Annotated in this window: 19 protein-coding genes; 13 read left to right on the top strand and 6 right to left on the bottom strand. The window is 67.6% G+C overall.

The features are described from left to right. Positions 1-131 precede the first annotated feature (131 nt). A complete protein-coding gene (locus tag OG300_RS14280) occupies positions 132-2,207 on the top strand; it encodes an alkyl/aryl-sulfatase (RefSeq protein WP_405496010.1) in 2,076 nt (691 codons plus the stop codon). A 68-nt stretch (positions 2,208-2,275) separates the two neighbouring features. On the opposite strand, the gene OG300_RS14275 is transcribed toward OG300_RS14280, so the two are convergent. Both OG300_RS14275 and OG300_RS14270 read right to left on the bottom strand, forming a co-directional pair. After that, positions 2,276-3,073 carry a DUF2127 domain-containing protein gene (locus tag OG300_RS14275; protein ID WP_405496008.1) on the bottom strand — a complete coding sequence of 266 codons (798 nt, stop codon included), beginning with the start codon at positions 3,071-3,073 and terminating at the stop codon, positions 2,276-2,278. Positions 3,074-3,092: 19 nt separating this feature from the next. After that, complete coding sequence (locus OG300_RS14270; RefSeq protein WP_405496006.1) at positions 3,093-4,232, bottom strand: XRE family transcriptional regulator; 1,140 nt, start codon at positions 4,230-4,232, stop codon at positions 3,093-3,095. A gap of 245 nt (positions 4,233-4,477) precedes the next feature. Between OG300_RS14270 and OG300_RS14265 the strand changes: the two genes are divergently transcribed. Beyond that, on the top strand, positions 4,478-4,783 hold the full coding sequence (locus OG300_RS14265; protein WP_405496004.1) for a hypothetical protein: 306 nt from the start codon (positions 4,478-4,480) through the stop codon (positions 4,781-4,783). 154 nt (positions 4,784-4,937) lie between these two features. Here OG300_RS14265 and OG300_RS14260 read toward each other — a convergent pair whose 3' ends face one another. Then, positions 4,938-5,831, bottom strand: a complete 894-nt coding sequence (locus OG300_RS14260) for a PAC2 family protein (protein WP_405496002.1) — start codon at positions 5,829-5,831, stop codon at positions 4,938-4,940. A gap of 103 nt (positions 5,832-5,934) precedes the next feature. On the opposite strand from OG300_RS14260, the gene metH reads away from it, so the two are divergent. The 3 genes from metH (at position 5,935) to OG300_RS14245 (ending at position 12,099) form a co-directional block, all read left to right on the top strand. Further along, complete coding sequence (gene metH / locus OG300_RS14255; protein WP_405496000.1) at positions 5,935-9,513, top strand: methionine synthase; 3,579 nt, start codon at positions 5,935-5,937, stop codon at positions 9,511-9,513. Between the two features lie 79 nt (positions 9,514-9,592). After that, a complete protein-coding gene (locus tag OG300_RS14250) occupies positions 9,593-11,320 on the top strand; it encodes a serine/threonine-protein kinase (protein ID WP_405495998.1) in 1,728 nt (575 codons plus the stop codon). Between the two features lie 104 nt (positions 11,321-11,424). After that, positions 11,425-12,099, top strand: a complete 675-nt coding sequence (locus OG300_RS14245) for an HAD family hydrolase (protein ID WP_405495996.1) — start codon at positions 11,425-11,427, stop codon at positions 12,097-12,099. A 10-nt stretch (positions 12,100-12,109) separates the two neighbouring features. On the opposite strand, the gene OG300_RS14240 is transcribed toward OG300_RS14245, so the two are convergent. After that, the gene (locus tag OG300_RS14240; protein WP_405495994.1) at positions 12,110-12,973 is read right to left on the bottom strand and encodes a polysaccharide deacetylase family protein; all 864 of its coding nucleotides are present in this window, start codon (positions 12,971-12,973) and stop codon (positions 12,110-12,112) included. A 65-nt stretch (positions 12,974-13,038) separates the two neighbouring features. On the opposite strand from OG300_RS14240, the gene OG300_RS14235 reads away from it, so the two are divergent. Further along, positions 13,039-13,407, top strand: coding sequence for a MerR family transcriptional regulator (locus tag OG300_RS14235; RefSeq protein ID WP_405495992.1), 369 nt, complete (start codon positions 13,039-13,041; stop codon positions 13,405-13,407). 52 nt (positions 13,408-13,459) lie between these two features. Continuing rightward, positions 13,460-13,849 (top strand): MmcQ/YjbR family DNA-binding protein, encoded by a 390-nt coding sequence (locus OG300_RS14230; protein ID WP_405495990.1) that lies wholly within the window; start codon positions 13,460-13,462, stop codon positions 13,847-13,849. A 13-nt stretch (positions 13,850-13,862) separates the two neighbouring features. On the opposite strand, the gene OG300_RS14225 is transcribed toward OG300_RS14230, so the two are convergent. Further along, the gene (locus OG300_RS14225) at positions 13,863-14,987 is read right to left on the bottom strand and encodes an epoxide hydrolase family protein (RefSeq protein ID WP_405495988.1); all 1,125 of its coding nucleotides are present in this window, start codon (positions 14,985-14,987) and stop codon (positions 13,863-13,865) included. A gap of 62 nt (positions 14,988-15,049) precedes the next feature. Here OG300_RS14225 and OG300_RS14220 point away from each other — a divergent pair, with 62 nt between their 5' ends. After that, positions 15,050-16,003: a helix-turn-helix transcriptional regulator gene (locus OG300_RS14220; protein ID WP_405495986.1), complete on the top strand. Its 954-nt coding sequence runs from the start codon at positions 15,050-15,052 to the stop codon at positions 16,001-16,003. A gap of 1 nt (position 16,004) precedes the next feature. Here OG300_RS14220 and OG300_RS14215 read toward each other — a convergent pair whose 3' ends face one another. Next, a complete protein-coding gene (locus OG300_RS14215; protein WP_405495984.1) occupies positions 16,005-16,919 on the bottom strand; it encodes a toprim domain-containing protein in 915 nt (304 codons plus the stop codon). Positions 16,920-17,392: 473 nt separating this feature from the next. Between OG300_RS14215 and OG300_RS14210 the strand changes: the two genes are divergently transcribed. The 5 genes from OG300_RS14210 (at position 17,393) to OG300_RS14190 (ending at position 22,942) form a co-directional block, all read left to right on the top strand. After that, the gene (locus tag OG300_RS14210) at positions 17,393-18,268 is read left to right on the top strand and encodes an arpA protein (protein WP_405495982.1); all 876 of its coding nucleotides are present in this window, start codon (positions 17,393-17,395) and stop codon (positions 18,266-18,268) included. 14 nt (positions 18,269-18,282) lie between these two features. Next, positions 18,283-19,113: a class I SAM-dependent methyltransferase gene (locus OG300_RS14205; RefSeq protein ID WP_405495980.1), complete on the top strand. Its 831-nt coding sequence runs from the start codon at positions 18,283-18,285 to the stop codon at positions 19,111-19,113. 115 nt (positions 19,114-19,228) lie between these two features. Continuing rightward, positions 19,229-20,608, top strand: a complete 1,380-nt coding sequence (locus OG300_RS14200; protein ID WP_405495978.1) for an NAD(P)/FAD-dependent oxidoreductase — start codon at positions 19,229-19,231, stop codon at positions 20,606-20,608. Positions 20,609-20,812: 204 nt separating this feature from the next. Next, positions 20,813-22,615 carry a choline/carnitine O-acyltransferase gene (locus OG300_RS14195; protein ID WP_405495976.1) on the top strand — a complete coding sequence of 601 codons (1,803 nt, stop codon included), beginning with the start codon at positions 20,813-20,815 and terminating at the stop codon, positions 22,613-22,615. Positions 22,616-22,678: 63 nt separating this feature from the next. Next, positions 22,679-22,942 (top strand): phosphoribosyl-ATP diphosphatase, encoded by a 264-nt coding sequence (locus tag OG300_RS14190; RefSeq protein WP_405495974.1) that lies wholly within the window; start codon positions 22,679-22,681, stop codon positions 22,940-22,942. Positions 22,943-23,007 lie beyond the last annotated feature (65 nt).

Here is a 23,007-nt window from a genome sequence, read left to right as displayed (position 1 = left end):
GTCACCCGATCAGTATATTGCAGTGAGACTGCAATAGTGATTAAGTGTGTTCCACTAGGCAGCGACGCGATGGCTAACCATCCGCAACGCGCTGCCGGTCATGTCAACCGTATGGAGACAGGAGAGCGCTGATGACCGACGAGGACCTCACCAACCACGGGGACGACCGCAAGCCCGGCGGATTCACGGTGTCGCGACGCGGAGTGTTCGGAGTCGGCGCTGTCGCGCTGGCGGCGGTCGGTGTGGGTGCGGCGGTCGCGGGCTGCGATTCGGACACCTCCTCGGGGACCGAGGCCGAGGAGACCACCAAGGCGCAGGCCGACCCCAGCGCACAGATCGTCGATCAGCAGCGGCAGGTGCGCTCCGCGCTGCCCTTCTCCGACACCCAGGACTTCGCCGACACCGACCGGGGTTTCATCGCGAAACTCGAACCGGGCGTGGTGAAGGACGACAAAGGAAATGTGGTGTGGGACGACGAGTCCTACGGCTTCCTGTCGGGCACCTGCCCGAACTCGGTCAACCCCTCGCTGTGGCGGCAGGGGCAGCTGGTGGTGAAACAGGGCCTCTACGAAGTGGTTCCGGGCATCTACCAGATCCGCGGCCTGGATCTGTCGAACATGACCATCATCGAGGGTAAGACCGGCATCGTCGTCATCGATCCGCTGATCTCGGTCGAGACCGCCGAGGCGGGGCTCGCGCTGTATCGCGCGCACCGCGGGGACAGGCCGGTCACCGGCATGATCTACACCCACTCGCACGTCGATCACTTCGGCGGCGCGATGGGCGTCATCACCACCGAAGACGCTGCCTCCGGGCGGATTCCGGTGATCGCGCCGCAGGGGTTCATGGAGCACGCGGTCGAGGAGAACATCTTCGCGGGCACCGCCATGGCGCGGCGCTCGGCCTACATGTACGGCGCGCAACTGCCGCGTGGTGAGAAGGGCCAGGTCGGCGCCGGTCTGGGCATGACCACCTCGGTCGGCACCATCAGCCTGATCCCGCCCAACAAGGACGTCACCCACACCGGGCAGGAGGAGGTCGTCGACGGCGTGCGGGTGATCTTCCAGATCACGCCGGGCACCGAGGCGCCCTCGGAGATGAACTTCTACTTCCCGGACTTCCGGGCGATGTGCATGGCGGAGAATGCGACTCACACGCTGCACAACCTGCTCACCCTGCGCGGGGCGCTGGTGCGGGACGCGCACGTCTGGTCGCAGTATCTGACCGAGACCATCAATATGTTCGCGGGCATCTCGGATGTGGCGTTCGCCTCGCACCACTGGCCGACCTGGGGCGGCGACAAACTCACCGAATGGTTGTCGCTGCAACGGGATACGTACGCCTACCTGCACGATCAGACGCTGCGCATGCTCAATCAGGGCTACACCGGCATCGAGATCGCGGAGATCATCCAGATGCCGCCCACCATCGAGCAGAAGTGGTACAACCACGGCTACTACGGCTCGGTCAGTCACGACGTGAAGGCCATCTACCAGCGCTACATGGGCTGGTTCGACGGCAACCCGGCGCATCTGTGGGAGCATCCCCCGGTCGAGTCCGGCAAGCGGCACGTGGACGCCATGGGCGGTGCGAACGGGGTGCTGAAGGTCGCGCGCAAGGCCTACTCCGACGGTGACTACCGTTGGTGCGTACAGGTTCTCAACTACCTGATCTTCGCCGAGCCCGACAATCAGAAGGCGAAGATGTTGCAGGCCAGCGCCTTCGAGCAGCTGGGCTACGGTTCCGAGAACGGCACCTGGCGCAACTTCTACCTCTCCGGGGCCTACGAGCTGCGCAACGGGACCTTCGGTACGCCCACGAAGGCCAACTCCGCCAGCATGATCAGCGCCCTGAGCGTCGATCAGGTCTTCGACTCGGCGGCCTTCCTGATCAACGGGCCCAAGGCGTGGGATCTGCACCTGGTCAACGACTGGGTCATCAGCGACCAGAACCGGACCTACCGCACCGAGCTACGCAACGGTGTGCTCATCCACTACGTGGTGCCCGCGGACTTCAAGGGCCAAGCGCCCGACGCCACCTTCACGCTCTCGCGACTGGAGCTGATCGCCACCATGACCGGCGCGAAGGACATCGTGAAGGAAATCCAGTCCGGCGCAATCAAAGTCAGTGGCGATCCGACCAAGCTGGCGCAGCTGAAGACCGTGATGGACAAGCCGGACCCGAACTTCAACATCGTCACACCGTGAGATGTTGACCCAGCCGTCGCGGCGTGACGATGTCCCCCCTCCCGTCACGCCGCGACGACCCATCGCCGTCAGCGTGCGCGGCGGGTGATCCGCTCGGTCTGCTGTTCGGACTGGGCGGCCACCGCGGATCGCTCGACGGTCATCAGGCTCTCGGAGTGGTGCTCCTCGTGGTACTTCGCCGCACCGCCATTGATGCCGAACAGCCGCTTGCTCCACAGCAGCCAGATCACCGCGACCAGGTTGACCAGCAGCGCGCCCACCCGCAACACCGTCACCTTCTCGGTGAGCTCGTAGATCTCCAGGGGCAGGAAGATCGAGGTCGCGATGACGGCGAAGTACTCACCCCAGCGCTTGACCAGCCACAGGCCCACCGCCTCGATCAATTCGATTGCGGCGTAGGCGAACAGGCCGACCGCGATCCAGGTCAGCACATTCGGCGAGAGCGTGAACGCCTTGTCGATGGTGTGAATGATCTTCGAGTGATCGGGATTCCAGCCCAGCTGATCGGCCAGCTGCCGGATCAGCGGCAGGTCCTTGTCCCAGTTCTGCTTCCAATCACCCTGGGCGCTGCGCAGTTTCAGCGCGCCCGCGCCCAGCAGGATGAACACGATGCCGCGGATGACCCGCTCGGCGGCCAGCAGCCGCATGATGACGCGGTCGCGCAGTAGGCGGCCGCGCGGCACCTCGGGGGCGTCGTCGGCCGGTCCGGTGCGCCGTGGTTCGCCGGGCACGAAGTCGCCGCAGCGCAGGCAGCGCCAGGATTCTCCGGCCGGGGTGGCGACGTGGAGGCGTGCCGCGAGCTCGGGCTCGGTCGGGGCGTAGGTCTCGTGCCCTCGGGCAGCGCAGGTCCACAGACTGAAGTCCATGCGCTGGAGCGTATCCTTTTCAGCCCGCCGCGAGCGCGCGCAACTGGTCGAGATAGCTCCGGGTCCGCGGATCGCCCGGGTAGCGCTCGATCATTTCGCGGGCGGCCTCCCCGGCCACCCACATGAGCGAGGGCAGCGAGCGGCGCTTACCGGCGAAGGCCCGCATACCCTCGTCGACTGCGAGCTCCAGATTGCGATCGCGCACCGCGACCACCGCCAGGGTCAGATGCGCCTCGGAGACCCGCATGGGTTTGCGGATGCTGCCGTCGGGGCGGGTGGCGGCCGCTATCACCTGGCGGGCATAGCTTTCCGCGAGCCGGTCGTCGCCCGCGGCACGGCAGCAGTCCATGGCGTAGAAGTCGAATTTGCCCGGGTCGACCACGAAGTGGTTGTCCAGGTTGGCCGGGTGCTCGATGGTGTCGAGGATCGAACGGCCCTGGGCGAGCGCGATTTCCACCTGGTGGCGGTCGCCGAGCCGGGCCCAGGCCTTGGCGCGCTGGGCGGCGAGCTGGACGCCGACGCCGAGCCGGTCGGTGGTGGCGTGGGCGGCCTCGGCGGCGTCGATGGCGCCACGGTAGTTGGCCTGGGTCAAGGCGAACCAAGCGGCCATTTCGGCTCCCCACCCGATGATTTCGGGGTGGTCGGCCTCGTGGCCGAGGGACAGTGCGGCGCGGCGGGTGGCCTCGGCGGCGGTGCGCCAGCCGAGGTCGTAATCAACGCAACCGACCAGTAGGGCAACCCATCCCGCCAAAACCAGGACCTCCCGGTGCTGTCCCAGAGTCAGACGGCCGTCCAGCAGCGAGGTGATGCGGCGCAGCCACGCGGTGCCCTCGGCATGCAATTCGTGCGGGTCGGCACACGGATACTCCGAACACAGACGGTCGGCGGTGATCCGAATGGCGTCCAGTGTCGCGGCCGAAACATCCGACATACGAAGCCGTCCGATGAACTCGAGGGTGTCCATGCCGGTGGCGGAAAGCATTTCGTCGTCCCGATTGGGCCGCGCCTTGGGAAAGAAAGCGGCCGTGACGGTGTCGAATGCCGCCGCGATGATCGGGGCGTAGAAATCGTCGGGGCGGGACTCACCGGATTCCCAGCGCCGCCAGTTGCGCAGCAGAGTGCTGTCGGTGGGGAGATTGTGGCTCGATTTGGACCGCATGGCCCGAACCGCGTCGGCTTGAGACCACCCCCGAGCGTCACGTTCGGCTCGCATTCGGACAGCCCAGACAGGTCGATCGTCAGCGGCGGACACGCTCTGTAGTATCTCACCAGTTAACGCCGGATGGACCCGGATAGGGCATCTGGATGTCAGTGGGTTGACATCTGCAATTGCATTCGCGAGAACGCCATGCTGGTGACCGGGCACACTTCAAGACAGCGGTCCCCAATCCAACGGAGGTTCGGGTGGAAGCGTTGATCTATGGGTACGTGCGTGATGATCTGACCGACGGTCGTAGCGAAGAGCTGGAGAACGCCATGTGCGGCCTCGCTCAGTCCGCCGGTCTGTGCTTCGCGGCCACGTTCCATGAATCGACTCCCGGCGACGGCACCGCATTCGCGGAGCTGACCGCCGAACTCAAGCGTGCCGATGCCCACCATGTGGTGGTCCCGTCGCTCGATCATCTTGCCGGGCAGACGATCCCGCGTGATCTGCTCATCGCCAAGCTGGTGCACGAAGCGTCCGCGCAAGTCTGGACGGTCGACCACTAGCACCGAGGTAGCCCGCCTGCTGGCTACCTCGATAGGCACTGTGGCTGCCCGGAAACAGTTGTCGCACCTGCGTTCGTGAACGCAGGTGCGACAAGGTTTTCGGGACAATTCGGGACATTCCTCCCGAAAGTGACAGTGCTACAGGCGAAATCCGCTAGAGGCCGAATCCGCCCCGGCCGCGCCGGCGCAGATACTTCTCGAATTCGGCGGCGATGGCATCGCCGTCGATCTTCGCCATGGCGTCGTTCAGGTCGACCTCGGCATCGCCGCGCTCCTCGAGGGAACGGACATACTCCGCGATTTCCTCATCGCCCGCGGTCATTTCGTTGACCGCGCCCTCCCACTCCTCGGACTGCTCGGGCAGCGCACCGAGGGGGACCTCCACATCGAGCACGTCCTCGACCCGGTGCAGCAGCGCGATGATGGCCTTCGGGTTCGGCGGCTGAGAGACGTAGTGCGGCACCGCCGCCCAGAACGAAATGGCCGGAACACCCGCTCGCACACAGGCATCCTGGAGCACCCCGGTAATACCGGTCGGTCCCTCGTAGCGGGTCTGCTCGAGATTGAAGCGCTCGGCGGCTTCCTTGTTGTATGCGGTACCTGTCACCGGAACCGGACGCGTATGCGGGGTATCGGCCAGTAAAGCGCCGAGGATCACCACCGTCGTCACGCCGAGCTGCTCGACGAATTCCAGGATGTCGTTGCAGAAACTGCGCCAGCGCATGTTCGGCTCGACCCCGCGCAACAGCACCACGTCCCGGTCGCTGCCGGGCGGCGAGCAGACCGACAGCATGGCCGAGGGCCACGCGATCTCCCGGGTCACTCCATCCACCTGGCGCACCGTCGGGCGGTTGACCTGATAGTCGTAGTAGTCCTCGGAATCGAGCTCGGCCAGCGGCTGCGCGTCCCAGATCAGTTCCAGATGCTCGACCGCCCCACTGGCGGCGTCGGCGGCATCGTTCCAGCCTTCGAAGGCGGCCACGAGCACCGGATCCCGCAGCGTAGGCAGGTCCGATTCGGGTGGCACCGGGGATTCACTGGCGTTCACCCGGTCAGCCTACGGTGTGGGCTGCACATGCGTATCAGCGACGCGCAATCGCGCGGTGCACGCGGAATTCAGCTTGTCGCAGGCTCCCACTACTCTTGAGTACATGTCTGTACGCAGCCGCGCCGAATTCGACACCACCCTACTGGACACGCTCAGACGGCGTGTTGTCATCGGGGACGGTGCGATGGGCACGATGCTGCAGGCCGCGGATCTCACGCTCGACGATTTCCGTGGCCTCGAAGGATGCAACGAGATCCTCAACGAGACCCGCCCGGACGTGCTGCGGCACATCCACCGCGCCTATTTCGAGGCCGGGGCGGACGCCGTGGAGACCAACACCTTCGGCTGCAACCTGCCCAACCTGGCCGACTACGACATCTCCGACCGCATTCGCGACCTGTCCGAGCGGGGCACCCGCCTCGCCCGCGAAGTAGCCGACGAGATGGGACCGTCGGCCGACGGCACCCCCCGCTACGTGCTGGGTTCCATGGGTCCGGGCACCAAGCTGCCCACCCTGGGCCACGCTCCCTATGTCTCCCTGCGCGATGCCTACGCCGAGGCCGCGCTCGGCATGCTCGACGGTGGCGCCGACGCCATCCTCATCGAGACCTGCCAGGACCTGCTGCAGGTCAAGGCCGCGATCACCGGTAGCCACCACGCCATGACCAAGGCCGGTCGCCGGATCCCGATCATCACCCACGTGACCGTGGAGACCACCGGCACCATGCTGGTCGGTTCGGAGATCGGGGCGGCGCTGACCGCGCTCGAGAACCTCGGCATCGACATGATCGGGTTGAACTGCGCCACCGGCCCGGACGAGATGAGCGAGCATCTGCGCCATCTGTCCAAGCACGCGCAGTTGCCGGTCTCGGTGATGCCGAACGCCGGTCTGCCGGTGCTCGGTGCCAAGGGCGCGGAATACCCGCTCTCGGCCGAGGGCCTGGCGATCGCGCTCAGCCAGTTCGTGTCCGAGTTCGGGCTGTCGATGGTCGGTGGCTGCTGTGGCACCACCCCCGAGCACATCCGGCAGGTGGCCGCCGCGGTGCGCGAGGTCGAACGGGCCAAGCGCACGCCGCTGCACGAGCCGAGCGTGTCCTCCATCTACTCCGCGGTGCCGTTCGAGCAGGACGCCTCGATCATGATGATCGGCGAGCGCACGAATGCCAACGGCTCCAAGGCTTTCCGCGAGGCCATGCTGGCCGAGGACTGGCAGAAGTGCCTGGACATCGCCAAGGACCAGACCCGCGACGGCGCCCACATGCTGGACCTGTGCGTCGACTACGTGGGACGCGACGGCGCCAAGGACATGCGGGAGCTGGCCTCGCGGCTGGCCACGGCGTCCACGCTGCCGATCATGCTGGACTCCACCGAAACCCCGGTGCTGAAGGCCGGTCTGGAGCATCTGGGCGGCCGCTGCGCGGTCAACTCGGTGAACTACGAGGACGGCGCGGGCCCGGATTCGCGCTTCCAGCAGACCATGCGGCTGGTGTCGGAACACGGTGCGGCCGTGGTCGCGCTGACCATCGACGAGGAGGGCCAGGCGCGCACCGCCGAGCACAAGGTGGCGATCGCCGAGCGGCTCATCGAGGACATCACCACCAACTGGGGCCTCGAAGAGTCCGACATCATCATCGACACGCTGACCTTCACCCTGGGTACCGGTCAGGAGGAGTCGCGCAAGGACGGCATCGAAACCATCGAGGCCATCCGGCAACTCAAGCGCAAGCACCCGAATGTGCAGACGACGCTGGGGCTTTCGAATATCTCCTTCGGTCTGAACCCGGCCGCCCGGCAGGTGCTCAACTCGGTGTTCATGAACGAATGCGTCGAGGCCGGACTGGATTCGGCGATCGTGCACGCCTCCAAGATCCTGCCCATGGCGCGCATCCAGGAGGAGCAGCGCCAGACCGCGCTGGATCTGGTCTACGACCGCCGCACCGAGGACTACGACCCGCTGCAGAAGCTGATGGAGCTGTTCGAGGGCGTCTCGACGGCCTCGTCCAAGGCGTCGCGTGCCGAGGAGCTGGCGGCGCTGCCGCTGTTCGAGCGGCTGGCGCGGCGCATCGTCGACGGTGAGCGCAACGGCCTCGAGGCCGACCTCGACGAGGCCATGAAAGAGGTTCCGCCGCTGCGGATCATCAACGAGACCCTGCTGTCGGGCATGAAGACGGTCGGTGAGCTGTTCGGGTCCGGGCAGATGCAGCTGCCGTTCGTGCTGCAATCCGCGGAGGTCATGAAGACCGCTGTGGCGCATCTGGAACCGCACATGGAGGCCACCGACGACTCCGGCAAAGGTCGCATCGTGCTGGCCACCGTCAAGGGTGACGTGCACGACATCGGCAAGAACCTGGTCGACATCATCCTGTCCAACAATGGCTACGAGGTCGTGAATCTCGGTATCAAGCAACCGATTTCGGCGATCCTGGATGCCGCGGTGGACAAGAAGGCCGACGTCATCGGCATGTCCGGGCTGCTGGTGAAGTCCACGGTGGTGATGAAGGAGAACCTCGAGGAGATGAACACCCGCGGTGTCGCGGAGCAGTTCCCGGTACTCCTCGGCGGTGCGGCGCTGACTCGCGGCTACGTGGAGAACGATCTCACCGACGTGTACGCCGGTGATGTGCACTACGCCCGCGACGCCTTCGAGGGCCTGAACCTGATGGACCAGATCATGACCCGCAAGCGCGGTGGCGGTCTGGATCCGGATTCGCCGGAGGCCATCGCCGAGCGCGAGAAGACCGCCGAGCGCAAGGCCCGCCACGAGCGCTCCAAGCGGATCGCCGAGCAGCGCAAGGCCACCGAGAAGCCGGTGGAGGTGCCCGCGCGCTCGGATGTGGCGGTGGAGGCCGTGGTGCCGGTGCCGCCGTTCTGGGGCAGCCGGATCGTCAAGGGCCTGTCGGTGAGCGAGTACTCGGGGCTGCTCGACGAACGGGCGCTGTTCCTGGGTCAGTGGGGGTTGCGCGGTCAGCGCGGCGGTGAGGGACCCTCCTACGAGGAGCTGGTGGAGACCGAAGGCCGTCCGCGGCTGCGGTATTGGCTCGACCGGCTCATCGCCGAAGGTGTTTTGCAGCACGCCGCGGTGGTGTACGGCTACTTCCCGGCCGTCTCCGAGGGTGACGATGTGATTGTTCTCACCGAGCCGAAACCCGATGCGCCGGAACGCTTCCGGTTCACATTCCCGCGCCAGCAGCGCGACCGGTTCCTGTGCATCGCGGATTTCATTCGCTCGCGCGAACTGGCCGTGCAGACCGGTCAGGTCGATGTGATGCCGTTCCAGCTGGTCACCATGGGTCAGCCGATCGCCGATTTCGCCAATGTGCTCTTCGCCGAGGACAACTACCGCGACTACCTGGAGGTGCACGGTATCGGTGTGCAGCTCACCGAGGCGCTCGCGGAGTTCTGGCACCGGCGCATCCGCGAAGAACTGACCCTGGAAGGACATTCGGTCGCCGAGTCCGATCCCGCCGATGTGCTGGATTACTTCAAACTCGGATACCGTGGCGCTCGGTACTCCTTCGGCTACGGGGCCTGCCCCACCTTGGAGGATCGGGCCAAACTCGTGGACCTGCTCGAGGCCGGACGGATCGGAGTGGTGCTGTCGGAGGAACTGCAGCTGCATCCGGAGCAGTCGACGGATGCTTTCGTGCTGCTGCACCCCGAAGCGAAGTACTTCAACGCTTAGAATTTCCAAGAGGTTTCCGGGCTTTCGCGCAGAGTTGCAGGGTGCTCGGCGCGAAAGCCAGCAGGAGGGGCACCACCACATGAGCTCAGACCGGTTGATTGCGGGGCGGTACCGGCTAACGGATCCGATCGGCACCGGTGCGATGGGGGTCGTGTGGCGCGCGACCGACGTGCGATTGCGGCGCACGGTCGCGGTCAAGCAGTTGCTGCTGACCCCGGGGCTGACCCGGGCGCAGGCCGTCGAGGCGCGGATGCGGGCGATGCGTGAGGGGCGCATCGCGGCGCGACTGCATCATCCCAACGCCGTCACCGTGTTCGACGTCGCCGACGAGGACGGCCAGCCCTGGCTGGTCATGGAATACGTCGACGCGTTGAGCCTGGCGGCGATCATGCGGGAGAAGGGGCCGTTGGATCCGGTCGAGGTCGGCCGGATCGGGGCCAAGGTCGCCGAGGCCATGGCTGCGGCGCACAAGGCCGGGATCGTGCATCGGGATGTCAAGCCCGCCAACATTCTGGTGGCCGACGACGGCACCGTGAAGATCACCGACTTCGGCATCTCGCGGGCCACCGGCGACGTCACCGTCACCTCGACCGGCTTCCTGGCGGGCACGCCCGCCTACCTGTCGCCGGAGGTGGCGCGCGGCGAGAACCCGGAACCGTCCTCGGATGTGTTCGCGCTGGGCTCAACGCTTTTCGCGGCCGTCGAGGGCAAGCCGCCGTTCGGTGAGGGCGACAATCCCCTCGCGGTCCTGCATTCGGTGGCGCGCGCCAAGGTGCCGCAGCCGAAGCGCGCCGGTGCGCTCGGGCCGGTGCTGATGGATCTGCTGGCCGCCGAGGCGGACGACCGGCCGACCATGGAGCAGGCGGCCGAACGATTGCAGGCCGTCGCCGAGGGGCGGGCGCCGCTGGTGTCGGTGCAGGCCACCAAGGTGCTGCCGTCGGTGGAACCCGGTGCGGCCGCGGCCGCCGCCGCTGCGGCGGACAAGACGACGGTCATCTCGACCGGTGGTACCGGTGTGCCGGGTAACGCGGACGACGCGACCATGCACGTCGATATGGCGAAGCCGGCGGCCGGTTCGGGTGGCGCACCGCCGCCCACCGGGACTTCCGGACTGAAAACCGGTGGTGCGGACCGTGATCCGCGACAGCGCGTGCTGATCGCGGCCGGGGTGGTGGGTGCGCTGGTCGTGGCGGTGCTGCTCGCGGTGGTGCTGAGCCGTGGCGGCGACAGCAACAATCAACCGGTGGCGGCCAGTCCGGCCAGTTCGGTGGCGAGCCCGGCCACCACACCGTCGGCCGGGGGCTCGACCCAGTCCGGTGGCGGAACCGACGCCGGTGGTCAGCAGCCCGCCCGCACCGGTGACACCGGTGCGGCGACCCAGGCTCCGACGACCGCGCCGTCCTCGTCGGCACCGAGTAGCAGTGCCGCGCCGAGCAGTTCGGCACGGCCGAGCACCACGACCCCGGTGCCTCCGACCACCACGACGGTTCCGCCCGCTCCGGCGGCGGCGGTGTCGGTGGCCTCGTTCGTGCAGGGCTACTACGGGATGCTGCCCGGCAATGTGGGTGGCGCCTGGGGGATGCTCTCGCCCGGCTACCAGGCCTCCACCGGCGGCTACAACTCGTACGCGGAGTTCTGGAACAGCGTGTCTTCGGTGAGCGTCGGCGGCGTCACCCAGCAGGGTGACAATCGCGCGGTGGCGAACCTCACCTACCACCTCAAGAACGGTCAGACCACCAGCGAAAACCGTTGGGTGCAGGTCGATTCGTCCAGCGGCCGGCCGTTGATCGCGGCCTCCGGCGTCTGATTCGGGCCGCGTGCACGCGAAGGCGTGCACCGGCACCGATAGGGTGAACACCGGTTCAGACCGGTGTGTGCGCCCCGACGGGCGCCGGAAGGAGTGACGGCGCGGTGGCGCGGTTGGATGCGGTGTTGTGGGACATGGACGGCACGCTGCTGGACTCGGAGAAGCTCTGGGATCTGGCACTGCGTGAACTCGCGGGCGAGCTCGGATCGGAGCTGACCGACGGTGTCCGGCACGCGTTGATCGGCGCGTCCGGGCCCAACGCCATGCAGATCCTCTTCCGCGGGCTGGGGCTCGAGCCCACCGAGGCGGCCACCACGGCGGCGTCGGACTGGATGGAGCAGCGGGTCACCGAACTGTTCCACGGGCCGGTGCCGTGGCGGCCGGGCGCGCGCGAAGCCCTCGAGACCTTGCGCGCGGCGGGTGTGCCGATGGCCCTGGTGACCAATACCAAACGGTCGCTGACCGAATTCGGGCTCGACACCATCGGCCGGGAGTTCTTCGGGGCCACCGTGTGCGCCGACGAGGTCCCCGAGGGCAAGCCCGCCCCCGACCTGTATCTGCGCGCCGCCGAGTTGCTCGGGGTCGCACCGGAACACGCTGTGGCCATCGAGGATTCGCCGACCGGCGCGATCGCGGCGCAGGCGGCCGGATGCACGCTGCTGGTCGTGCCGTGTGAGGTCGCGGTGCCCGACGCCCCGGGCCGCACCTTCCGCGACAGCCTCGTCGGTCTCACCCTCGAGGATCTGCACGACCTGATCCGGGTCCGCGCCGCGTCCTGATCCGGCGGTCTCAGACCGTCTTTCGATAGTGCTCGGCGATCTCGTCGGAGGTGGTCACCCAGATGCCCGGATGGTTGACGACGTAGTCGAGGGCCTCGTCGAGGTAGCGGTGCCGGAAGGCCTGACCGGTGACGAACGGGTGCAGGGCCAGGGCCAGCACCCGTCCGCTGTCGGCGGAATCGGCGTAGAGCTGATCGACCTGATCCTTGACCATGCGCACGAAGTCGGGTCCGGTCAGGCCTTTGCTGACGAAGATGCCGATGTCGTTGAGTTCCACCGAATACGGAAGGCTCAGCATGCCGGGCACATTCAGGCGGTAGGGCTGATCGTCGTTGGTCCAGTCGAGCACGTAGTCCAGGCCGAGTTCGGCCAATAGCGCCGGGGTGTCGAAGGTTTCGGTGAGGCCGGGTCCCATCCAGCCGCGCGGCCGCTGCCCGGTGGCCTTCTCGATGGTGGTGACGATCTCGCGCAGGGCCGTGCGCTCCTGCTCGAGCGGCAATCCGGTGTGCAGATGGCTGTTGCTGCTGCCGTGCGCGAGCCATGCCCAGTCGCGGTCGCGCCCGGCCTGGATGATCTGCGGATACCGCTCGGCCGCATCGGAGTTCAGCAGGGCGCTGGCGCGGATGCCGTGCTTGTCGAAGAGTTCGAGCTGCCGCCAGAAGCCGACGCGTGGGCCGTAGTCGCGCCAGCCGTAGTTCAGCGCGTCGGGGGTCAGGCCGGTAGTGCCCTCGTAGATGGCGGTCCCCGGCAGATCGACGTAGAAGTGCTCGATATTGAGCCCGACGTAGAAGGCGACGCGTTTGCCGTCGGGCCAGTGGATGGCGGGACGCTCGGTGATGGGGGAGTAGTCGTAGAGGGTCTGGTCTGTGCTCATGTCGCTATGCTCGAACCTTCACATACGTGTGAAGGTCAACCGAGAGTCGTTGTGAGGTGGGACATATGAGGATCGGCGAGCTGTCCGAGCGCACCGATATCGCCCCGCGGCTGCTGCGCTACTACGAGGATCAGGGGTTGATCCGGGTGGGGCGGCTGGCCAACGGCTACCGCGATTACGACGAACGGCTGGTCGATCAGGTCGTGCACATTCGCGGTCTGCTCGATGCCGGGCTGCCGACCCGCATCATCAGGCAGATCCTGCCCTGTCTCGAGGACCCGTCCGATATCCACTTCGCCGATGCCACACCGGAGATCATCGGGACGCTCGAGCAGCAGCGGGATCGGATGAGCAGGCGCATCGAGCTGCTGACCCGCAATCGCGACGCCATGACCGGGTATCTGGATTCGCTGCGCGGGTGCATGCGGGGCTGAGCGGTTCCCATTCGTCCAAGGCGGCGGGCGTTCGATCGCCTAACCTGCGGGTATGGACAATGCGCTGAAGTCGTTGCGGGCGCTGTGCACGGCGCTGCCGGAGGTGAGTGAGCGGCTCAGTCACGGAGAGCCGACGTGGTTCGTGCGCGGCAAGAAGGTGTTCGTCATGTTCGCCGACCACCACCACGACGATCGGCTCGGATTCTGGTGCCCGGCACCGGCCGGAGTGCAGCAGGAGTTGGTGGCCGCCGCGCCGGAGCAGTTCTTCCGGCCGCCCTATGTCGGGCATCGCGGGTGGCTGGGGGTGTATCTCGATGTGGCGGTGGATTGGGCGGAGATCGCCGAGATCGTCACTGACGCCTACCGGATGGTCGCTCCGAAAACGCTTGTCGCCCAACTCGACAGCCCGGGCACCGGTCCGGTGAGTACACCGGACCGGTGACACCTCGTCCGCGTCAGCGCAGCGGACCGAAGAAATCGCGCAGATCCCGCGCCAGCGTCGCCGGATCCTCCATGGCCGGAAAGTGCAGGCCGCGTTCGAATTCCGACCAGTGCGCACCGGGCGGGGCCGGGACCACCCGGCGGACCGTCTCGTCCGCGCCGAAGATCGCGAAGCCGTGCGGGACGGTGGCGGGGACGCCCCAGTCGGTGGAGTGCGACTGCTCGTAGAGGGTGTGGGCGGCCGAGGCTCCGGAACCAGTGAACCAGTACAGGCTGACCGTGGTCAGCAGTTGATCGCGGTCGATGGGCAGGTCGGTCCAGGTTTCGAATTTCTCGGCGATCCACGCCAATTGCAGCAGCGGGGAGTCGGTGAGGCCGTAGCCGATGGTCTGGGGGCGGCTGTTCTGGATGGCGAGATAGCCGGAGCCATCGCGGCGGAAGCTGTTCATCCGGTCGAGGATCAGCTTGTCGACGGGATCGTTGGGGTCGAGACCGTCGGCGAGGCCGGGCAGGAAGGTCGCGACATTGGCGGCGGTGCGCGGGTCGGTCACCACGTGCACGCCGGTCACGTGTTCGCCGTCGAGGCCCGCGACCATGCCGGAGACGCCGCTGCCGACATCGCCGCCGTGCACGCCGTAGCGGTCGTAGCCCAGACGGGCCATCAGCTCGATCCAGGCGCGGGCGGTGCGGCCCATCGACCAGCCGACATCCGAGAGCGGGGTGGACAGGGCATACCCGGGCAGCGAGGGGGCGATCACGTGGAAGGCCTGGCCCGCGGCGGGATTCACCAGCAGGTCGATCAGGCCCAGGAACTCGGCGACCGAACTGGGGAAGCCGTGGGTGAGCAGCAGCGGCTGCGCGTCCGGGTGTTCGGAGCGCACGTGCAGGAAGTGGATGTGCTGGCCGTCGATCTCGGTGGTGAACTGCGGGAAGGTGTTGAACGCGGCTTCCTGGGCGCGCCAATCGAATTCGGTGCGCCAGTAGTCGGCGAGTTCGCGCAGCTCGGCTTCCGGGATACCGCGCTCCCAGCCGGTGCCGGGCAGCTGGGTGGCCCAGCGGGCATGCGCCAGGCGGTCGTGCAGGTAGTCCAGGTCGGACTGCGGAATGTCGAGGCGGAAGGGGCGGATGTCGCTGCTCATGGCTTCAAGGTAGAAGCCATCGCGGAAAGGTTCGTTCCGCGATCGGCGGCTACGATCGGGAAATGTTGGAGACATCGGCCCGGCTGCTGCGCCTGCTGTCGCTGCTGCAGTCCCGCCGGGACTGGACCGGACCCGAACTGGCACAGCGACTGCAGGTCACCGGACGCACCATCCGCAACGACATGGAGCGACTGCGTGAACTCGGCTATCCGGTGCAAGCCCGGTCGGGCGTCGACGGCGGCTATCGGCTCGGGGCGGGCGGCACCCTGCCGCCGCTGCTGCTCGACGATGACGAGGCGGTCGCGGTGGCGGTCGGATTGCGCACGGCGGCAAGTGGATCCATCGCCGGGATCGAGGAGACGTCACTGCGGGCCCTCACCAAACTGCAGCAGATCCTGCCCTCGCGGCTGCGGCACCGGGTGAGCGCCTTCCAGCACACGCTGCCGGTACCCGCCCGCGGCCCACGCGTGCACCCGGACGTGCTGACCGCCGTGGGCGCGGCCTGCCGTGACCACGAGCGGTTGCGATTCGACTACCGGACCCACTCCGGGGCGGCGGCCCGGCGTTCGGTGGAACCGTATCGCCTGGTCAGCAACCGGCAGCGCTGGTATCTGCTGGCCTGGGATCTCGACCGCGACGACTGGCGGACCTTCCGGGTCGATCGGATGGATCCCCGCCTACCGGCCGGGCCGCGCTTCCCGCCCCGGCCACTGCCGCCCGATGCCGAGATCATGATCCGGGTGGAACGCGGGGTGGGGGAGGCCACCTGGCGATTCCGGGCGCGCGTCATCGTCCACGCCTCCGCCGCCCATGTCCGCGAACGCATTCCGATTCCGGTCGACGTCGAGGAACTGGCCGCCGACCGCTGCGCGTTCGAGCCCGGCTCGGATCATCCGGCGCAACTGGCGCTCTACCTCGGCATGCTGGAGGCCGACTTCGAGATCGTCGACTCGCCGGAACTCGTTGCCGCGCTGCGGGTGCTGATCGAACGTTACGGGCGCGCGGTCGGCGACTGAGTCATCGGCGGAAATGGTCGTCGAGCACCGGCACCGGATCCAGGTCCGAGATCGCGTGCCCCGCAGCGCGGTGGTCGGTGAGGTCCTTGCCGTCGCGCGCCTGCACCACCCGCACTTCGCCCACCGAATCACTCAGTGACCGCGCGACTTTGGCGGCATGGCGGTAGCCGGGAGCGTCTCGGTCGGCGACGACCCATACTCGCCGCGCGCCCTCGAACCAGCGGGCGTGGTCCGGGTGCCAGGCGTTCGCGCCCCCGGCATTGCAGGTGGCGGTGAGGCCAGCGTCGGTCGCGGTGAGCACGTCCGCCTCGCCCTCGCAGACATAGATGTCGTGTCCGGCGCGCACCGCCTCGAGCAGCTCGGGCAGGCGGAACGGGAGGTGCCCGAAACCGCCGGGCTCCCAACCGGAATCGGTGCGCCGATACTGGAAGAAGGACTTCACATAGCCCTGCCGATGCAGCGCGACCTCACGAATCACGCACCCGGCGGATCGCCCGTCCGGATGCCGGTACAGATAGGTGGCCGCCTGCCGCGGCGGTTTGATCCGCGGCCCGGGATCGGGTTTGTGCACCGACAGCGCCAGCCCGGCCGCGAGGATCGCTCGATCCGCCAGCGCGAGTTCGGTTGCGCCACTGCGCTCGCCGGCGCCGCGGCGGGCGCCGGGCACATCGAACAGATCCCGTACGCCCAGGCCGAGCCGTTCGAGGATCTCCTCGTCCGGGCAGCCCGCGAAACACCGCACGATCGTGCGCTGCCGCGACGGGTTGTAGACGACGCCGAGCGACGGATGATGCCGCCGCCCGTCACCCTCGTGCACCGGACACAGGTACCGCACCCAGTCGCCGCTGCGCCGCCCCGGGCCCGACACTCGATCGAGCGCCGCGGTGATGGTGTCCCACGATCGATCGGTACCCATGCCGCAGTCCTCTCACCTCCGGTATACCCCGGTGAGCGGGGTCGGCACAGTGCGCGAATCGAGCTGTGGCCCAACCGGAATGCGCCGGAAATGCGGGTCGTGGCCGCCTGGTGTTCGTGGTCCCGATGCTGGCGAATAGCGTTCCCGCGCTGACGGATTCGCGGGCGAGATGCCGTCGCAAGCGCGTGCGGTGGCGCGCACGGCGTGTCGCGCTGATGGATCCGCTGGGACCGATCCTGGATCGCGGCGCCGGGAGCCACGCCGTTGCGGGGCCCGGCGATGGGGGATCGGGCTCGGGTGAGGGTCGGCCGGGTGGGAATAACGGCTGGTCCCGGTGCCGCGGACCGGCACGTCGGTTTGCGGGGAGGACGGTCGGTATCACATCAATATTCTTGGCACACAGGAAAAGTGAGTATTCACAATCAGGCGACATCCCGGGCGTGTCGGTCGGTTTTGCGGCAAGAATGAGCGACATGGTTGCGGCTGAGGATGGGTTGAACTCGGGCGGGACGGTGCCGGGGGTGGATCTGGAGCGGTATCCGCTCGACGAGCCCGGCGGCGAGCGATGGGTGGCGGCCGTGGCGGTCGCACGTGCGGCCCTCGGCGAAGACGGCTGCTGTGTGCTGCCGGGGTTCATTCGCCCGGATCTGTTGGGCACCTTGCGTTCCGAGGGCGCGGAGCTGGCGCCGCGGGCGTACTACACGGTGGAGCAGGTCAACGCCTACAACATTCCCCTCGACACCGAATTGCCGCCCGCTCATCCGGGTCGCATCGTGCTCGAGCGCGGAAACGCCTTCGTGGCAAGGGATCTCATTCCGGCCGAGGCGCTGATCCATCAGCTCTACACCGATACCCGCTTCCAGCGGTTCGTCGCCGACTGCTTCGGCCTCGACGAACTGCACGTGTACACCGATCCGCTGGCGGGGCTGTGCCTCAACGTGGTCGCACCCGGAATGTCGCACCCCTGGCATTTCGACACCAACGAGTTCACCGTCAGCATGCTCACCCAGGAGCCCGAAGCCGGAGGCGTGTTCGAGTACTGCCCGAACATCCGCTCGCGCAGCGCGGAGCACCTCGGGGACGTGCGCGCGGTGCTCACCGGCGACGGCGAACCGTTCGTGCGCCGCCTGGCGCTGCGGCCGGGGGATCTGCAGTTGTTCCAGGGGAGATTCTCGTTGCACCGGGTCGCGCCCGTAGCCGGTGCGGTGCAACGGCATTCGGCGATCTTCGCCTACAGCGACACGGCCGGGGTGATCGGCACCGCCGAACGCTCCCGGCAGCTGTTCGGGCGGGTATTGCCGCAACACCTGGTCGCCGGCGCGGTGCGCGGCGACCGTCTGCTCGACTGAGAGGGGACCAGCGCGTGCCGGTTTCGTTGCACAGCTCCACCGGAAAAGCCTCGTTCGATCACATCTACGACCGGTCCGATCCACGCGAATATTACGCGCGCATGGCCGAATTGGACTATCGGATACCGGAATTGGCGAAACCGCATTTTCAGCGACTGCTCGCCGAATATCGGACCGCCACCGGAATCGCCGCCCCCACCGTCCTGGATATCGGCTGCTCCTACGGCGTCAACGCCGCGCTGCTGCGGCTGGACGTGGATATGGCGGAATTGGCCGGGCACTATCAGGGCCGTGCCGATGACGACACCGCCGGACTGATCGAGCGGGATCAGCGATTGCTGGCCGGATCCGACCGGTTGCCGGGCGTGCGGTTCCTCGGCATGGACGCCTCCGGACCCGCCCTGGACTACGCGCGGGCCGCCGGATTCCTCGACGACACCGTGCACGCCGACCTGGAGTCCGCGGACCCGACCGACGCGCAGCGCCGTACGCTCGCCGAGGCCGACCTGGTCATCTCCACGGGCTGTGTCGGTTACATCAGTGACCGCACGCTGCTGCGGGTCGCGCAGGCGCACGGCGGAAAACTGCCGTGGATGGCGCATTTCGTGCTGCGCATGTTCGACTTCGATCCGATCGCCACCCGGCTGGCCGCGCTCGGCTATCAGACCGAACTCGCCGACGGATTCTTCGAACAGCGCCGCTTCGCCTCCGGCGATGAACGGGAGCGAGTGCTGAACACGCTGCGGGACAAGGGGATCGACACCGAGGGCTACGAATCAGAAGGCTGGCTCTACGCGCGCCTGTACCTCTCGCGCCCGGACGGGGCCGAGGCCGTCGAGCAGTGAGGCTGGGAATACCCCGGACGAACGCTGTGAACCCGTGCTTACCGAATCGCCGGGTGAATCCAAACGACATGTGGGATTCACCTGAAACCGCCCCCGATATTGTTACCGTGATTCGGTGGGTCCAGCGAAGATCGTAATTGTCGGCGGTGGTTTCGCGGGTGTCGAGTGCGCCCGCTATCTGGAGCGTCATCTGCGCCCGGACGAAGCCTTTGTCCAATTGGTCACTCCCGATGCCGGATTGCTGTATCTGCCGCTGCTACCGCAGGTCGCCTCGGGCACACTCAATCCACGCTCGGTCTCGGTGTCGCTGCGGCGGGTGCTGCGGCGCACCGAGGTGGTGCCCGGCATGGTGATCGGCGTGGACTCCGGGCTGCGGCAGGTCATCGTGCGGCGGCCCTCGGGCGGCGAACTGGCCCTGGACTACGACCAGCTGATCCTGGCCGCGGGCAGCATCACCCGCATCCAGGACGTGCCCGGCCTGCACGAGCACGGGTTCGGGATGAAGACCCTCTCGGAGGCCATGTACCTGCGCGACCACGTGCTGCGGCAGTTGGACGTGGCGGCGGTGCGCGGCGAGGAGGACGACGACCGCGAGCGGCTCAACTTCGTCACCATCGGCGCGGGCTACGCGGGCACCGAGACCACCGCGGTGCTCAACAAGGTGTGCCAGGCCGCGGCCAAGCGATACTTCCCACGCCTGGAATCGAGCATGGTGCGCTGGCATCTGGTCACCCACGGCGACCGGATCATGCCCGAACTCGGCCCGCGCCTGGGCGCGGAGGCGAAAAGGATTCTGGCCGAACGCGGTATCGAGCTGATCTCCGGCGCGTCCGCCCAGGAGGTGACCGCGCGCGGCGTGCTGCTGACCAACGGCCGGTTCATCCCGACCCGCACCGTGCTGTGGACCGCGGGCGTGGCCCCCAGCCCGCTGGCGGGGCACCTGGGCGCGGCTACCGCCAAGGGCCGCATCATCGCCGAGGCCGACCTGAGTGTGCCCGGCCTACAGGGCGTGTGGGCGATCGGTGACGCGGCCGCGGTGCCGGACCTGGCCGACGGCGGCGACGGCTGCATCTGCGCTCCCACCGCGCAGCACGCCATTCGCCAGGGCCGTCATCTGGCGCGCAATCTGCTGGCCACGCTGCGTGGCGAACCGATCGCGCCCTACCACCATCCCGACCTCGGCATGGTGGTCGATCTGGGCGGCAAGGACGCGCTGGCGCGACCGCTGGGCATCGGATTGCGGGGCATCCCAGCACAATTCGTGGCCCGCAGCTATCACCTGATGGCGTTGCGCACCGTCGTCGCGCGGGCGCGGGTGGCCTTCGACTGGGGCGTGCACGGGCTGTTCGGTGACGACTTCCTGCGCATCGGCTACGGCGACTACGACCAGCACACCATCGGCGGGTTCGAGCAGACCGGATGCTATCTCGGCAACGACGAGGTGCCGCTGCTGCTCAAGGCCCTGAGCGAGACCGGGGAAGCCGACCCGGTGTAGCTTCGCGACCCGCCGCGAGCCGTCCACCCTACCCGCATGAAAACTGTTGTGGTGCAGCAAAACAGTGTCTGAGGTCGGTTTCGCGCGAACGCTGGCGCGCAAGCGGGTCGATGGTGAGAATGGGGGCTGTGTCCGCGACGGGGGGCGGACACACGTGTGCAAAATCCAGGCTGCCCGAAACTCCATCGACCACGAGGACAATCCTTGAGCGACAGCACCTTTGCCTACGATGAGCAGCTGCCCCGCGTGCCCCTGCCCACCCTGGAGGAAAGCTGCACCCGCTTCCTGCACTGGAGCGCGCCCCTGCTCACCTCCGACGAGTACGCCGCCACCGCGGCCACCGTCGAGGACCTCTTGCGCCCCGACAGTCCGGCCCGCGTCCTGCACGCCGACCTGGAGCGCTACAACGAGACGCCGGGCGTCGGCAGCTGGCTCGACGAGTTCTGGCCCTCGCGCTACCTCGGCCGTCGTGACCGAATCGCGTTGAACGCCAACTTCTTCTTCCTCTTCCGCGACGACACCGCGCTGGCCACCTCCACCAGCGCCGACCAGAGCGAACGCGCCGCCGCCCTCACCGCGGCCGCCGTGAACTACAAGCTGCGCCTGGACCGCGAGGAGATCCCGCCCGCCACCCAGCGCGGCACCCGACTCAATATGGCGCAGAACAAGTTCCTGTTCTCCGAGACCCGCATCCCGGGTGCGCCGCAGGACACCGTGCGGGTGCCCTACAGCGCGGACTGGCCCGGCCACTCCGAGGCCCGCCACATCGTGGTCTTCTACCGCGGCAACATGTTCCGGATGGACGTCATCGGCCCCGGCGGCGCACCGTACACCGTCGAGGACCTGACCGCCGGCCTGCAGGCGCTGATGAAGGCCGGGACCCGCCGCGCCGCCACCAATGCCGCGCCCGGACACCTCACCACCCTGGCTCGCGCCGACTGGGCCCCGGTCTACGCCGCACTGCGCCCGGCCAACTCCGCCGCCTTCGAGACCATCGAGACCGCGCTGTTCTGCGTCTGCCTCGAGGACTTCGCGCCCCGCGACACCCACCACGCATGCGATCAGCTCCTGCACGGCGACAGCGGCAATCGCTGGTTCGACAAGGCGGTGTCGTTCATCGTCTTCGCCGACGGCACCTCGGGCATCAATGTCGAGCACTGCGGCCTGGACGGCACCACCATCCTGTCGTTCGTGGACACCCTGCTCGAGGCCCCGGTCACCGCGCACACCGAGCAGTCCGGCGCACAGCCGCAGGGCCTGCCCGCCGCGGAACCGATCGACTTCCTGCTCGGCCCCGAGTCCAAGACCGAGATCGCAACCGCCGCAGCCTCGTTCGCGCAGTTCGCCGCCGACACCGCCACCACCACGGTGTCCTTCGACTTCGGCACCGCGCGCGCCAAGCAGCTCGGCATCTCCCCGGATGCCCTGGCGCAGTTGAGCTATCAGCTCGCGCACCGGCGCAGCAAGGGCATCACCGGCGCCACCTACGAATCCATCGCCACCCGCCAGTTCCGCAACGGCCGCACCGAGGCCATGCGCGTGGTGACCCAGGAAATGCTGGATTTCGTTGCCGCCGTCGAGGATTCGGCCGTCGACCGGGACGGCAAGCTGGCCGCCCTGCGCACCGCCGCCGAGGCCCACGTGCGCCGCGCCCAGGAATGCCAGCGCGGCGAGGCGCCCGAACAGCATCTGTGGGAACTGCAGTGGATCCAGCGTCGCCGCGGCGAGGAGCTCGGCGCGACCGAGCCGATGGCCTTCTTCGACAGCCCCGGCTGGATCATCTCCCGCGACGACTACCTGAGCACCAGCTCGGCCCCGTCGGTCAATATCGAGTTCTTCGGATTCGGGTCCACCAGCCCGAAATGCATCGGCATCGCCTACGTGCTGCTGCCCCAGCGTTTCAACCTGTATCTCGCCACGCCCAAGCACGTGGCGCAGCAGATGCACGAGTTCGCTGAGCAGCTGCGCATCGCCGTGGCCGAACTCACGGGGCTGCTGGGCGGGTAGCGCAACCCGCCACCGTACAACCGATTGCGGGGAGTGTGCGCTCGTCTGAGAGAATGACTCCCCGTGAAATCTTTCGAAGCCCTGTTCGCCGAGCTGCAGGATCGTGCCGCCAATCGCCCCGAGGGGTCCGGCACCGTCGCCGCGTTGGACGCCGGCGTGCATGCGCAGGGCAAGAAGGTCTTGGAGGAGGCCGGCGAGGTTTGGATCGCCGCCGAATATCAGAGTGATGCCGAGCTCTCCGAGGAGATCTCGCAGCTGCTCTATTGGGTGCAGGTCCTGATGGTGGGCCGCGGTCTGCGGCTCGAGGACGTCTACCGACATCTGTGATGCGCCGATTCACCGCACAGCCTGTGCGGCCGATGTCCGCCCGTCCACCGTCGTCTCGTCCTCCC

It is taken from the genome of Nocardia sp. NBC_00511 (assembly GCF_045161165.1).
Lineage (GTDB): Bacteria > Actinomycetota > Actinomycetes > Mycobacteriales > Mycobacteriaceae > Nocardia.
Note: the sequence above shows the minus strand (reverse complement) of the source record. Positions and strands in the feature narration are given on the sequence as shown.

Excerpts from the sequence above, each read along its gene's own strand:
- OG300_RS14280 (WP_405496010.1), top strand. The coding sequence starts at position 132 with ATGACCGACGAGGACCTCACCAACCACGGGGACGACCGCAAGCCCGGC.
- OG300_RS14275 (WP_405496008.1), bottom strand. The coding sequence starts at position 3,073 with ATGGACTTCAGTCTGTGGACCTGCGCTGCCCGAGGGCACGAGACCTAC.
- OG300_RS14270 (WP_405496006.1), bottom strand. The coding sequence starts at position 4,232 with ATGCGGTCCAAATCGAGCCACAATCTCCCCACCGACAGCACTCTGCTG.
- metH (WP_405496000.1), top strand. The coding sequence starts at position 5,935 with ATGTCTGTACGCAGCCGCGCCGAATTCGACACCACCCTACTGGACACG.
- OG300_RS14250 (WP_405495998.1), top strand. The coding sequence starts at position 9,593 with ATGAGCTCAGACCGGTTGATTGCGGGGCGGTACCGGCTAACGGATCCG.
- OG300_RS14240 (WP_405495994.1), bottom strand. The coding sequence starts at position 12,973 with ATGAGCACAGACCAGACCCTCTACGACTACTCCCCCATCACCGAGCGT.
- OG300_RS14235 (WP_405495992.1), top strand. The coding sequence starts at position 13,039 with ATGAGGATCGGCGAGCTGTCCGAGCGCACCGATATCGCCCCGCGGCTG.
- OG300_RS14230 (WP_405495990.1), top strand. The coding sequence starts at position 13,460 with ATGGACAATGCGCTGAAGTCGTTGCGGGCGCTGTGCACGGCGCTGCCG.
- OG300_RS14225 (WP_405495988.1), bottom strand. The coding sequence starts at position 14,987 with ATGAGCAGCGACATCCGCCCCTTCCGCCTCGACATTCCGCAGTCCGAC.
- OG300_RS14220 (WP_405495986.1), top strand. The coding sequence starts at position 15,050 with ATGTTGGAGACATCGGCCCGGCTGCTGCGCCTGCTGTCGCTGCTGCAG.
- OG300_RS14215 (WP_405495984.1), bottom strand. The coding sequence starts at position 16,919 with ATGGGTACCGATCGATCGTGGGACACCATCACCGCGGCGCTCGATCGA.
- OG300_RS14210 (WP_405495982.1), top strand. The coding sequence starts at position 17,393 with ATGGTTGCGGCTGAGGATGGGTTGAACTCGGGCGGGACGGTGCCGGGG.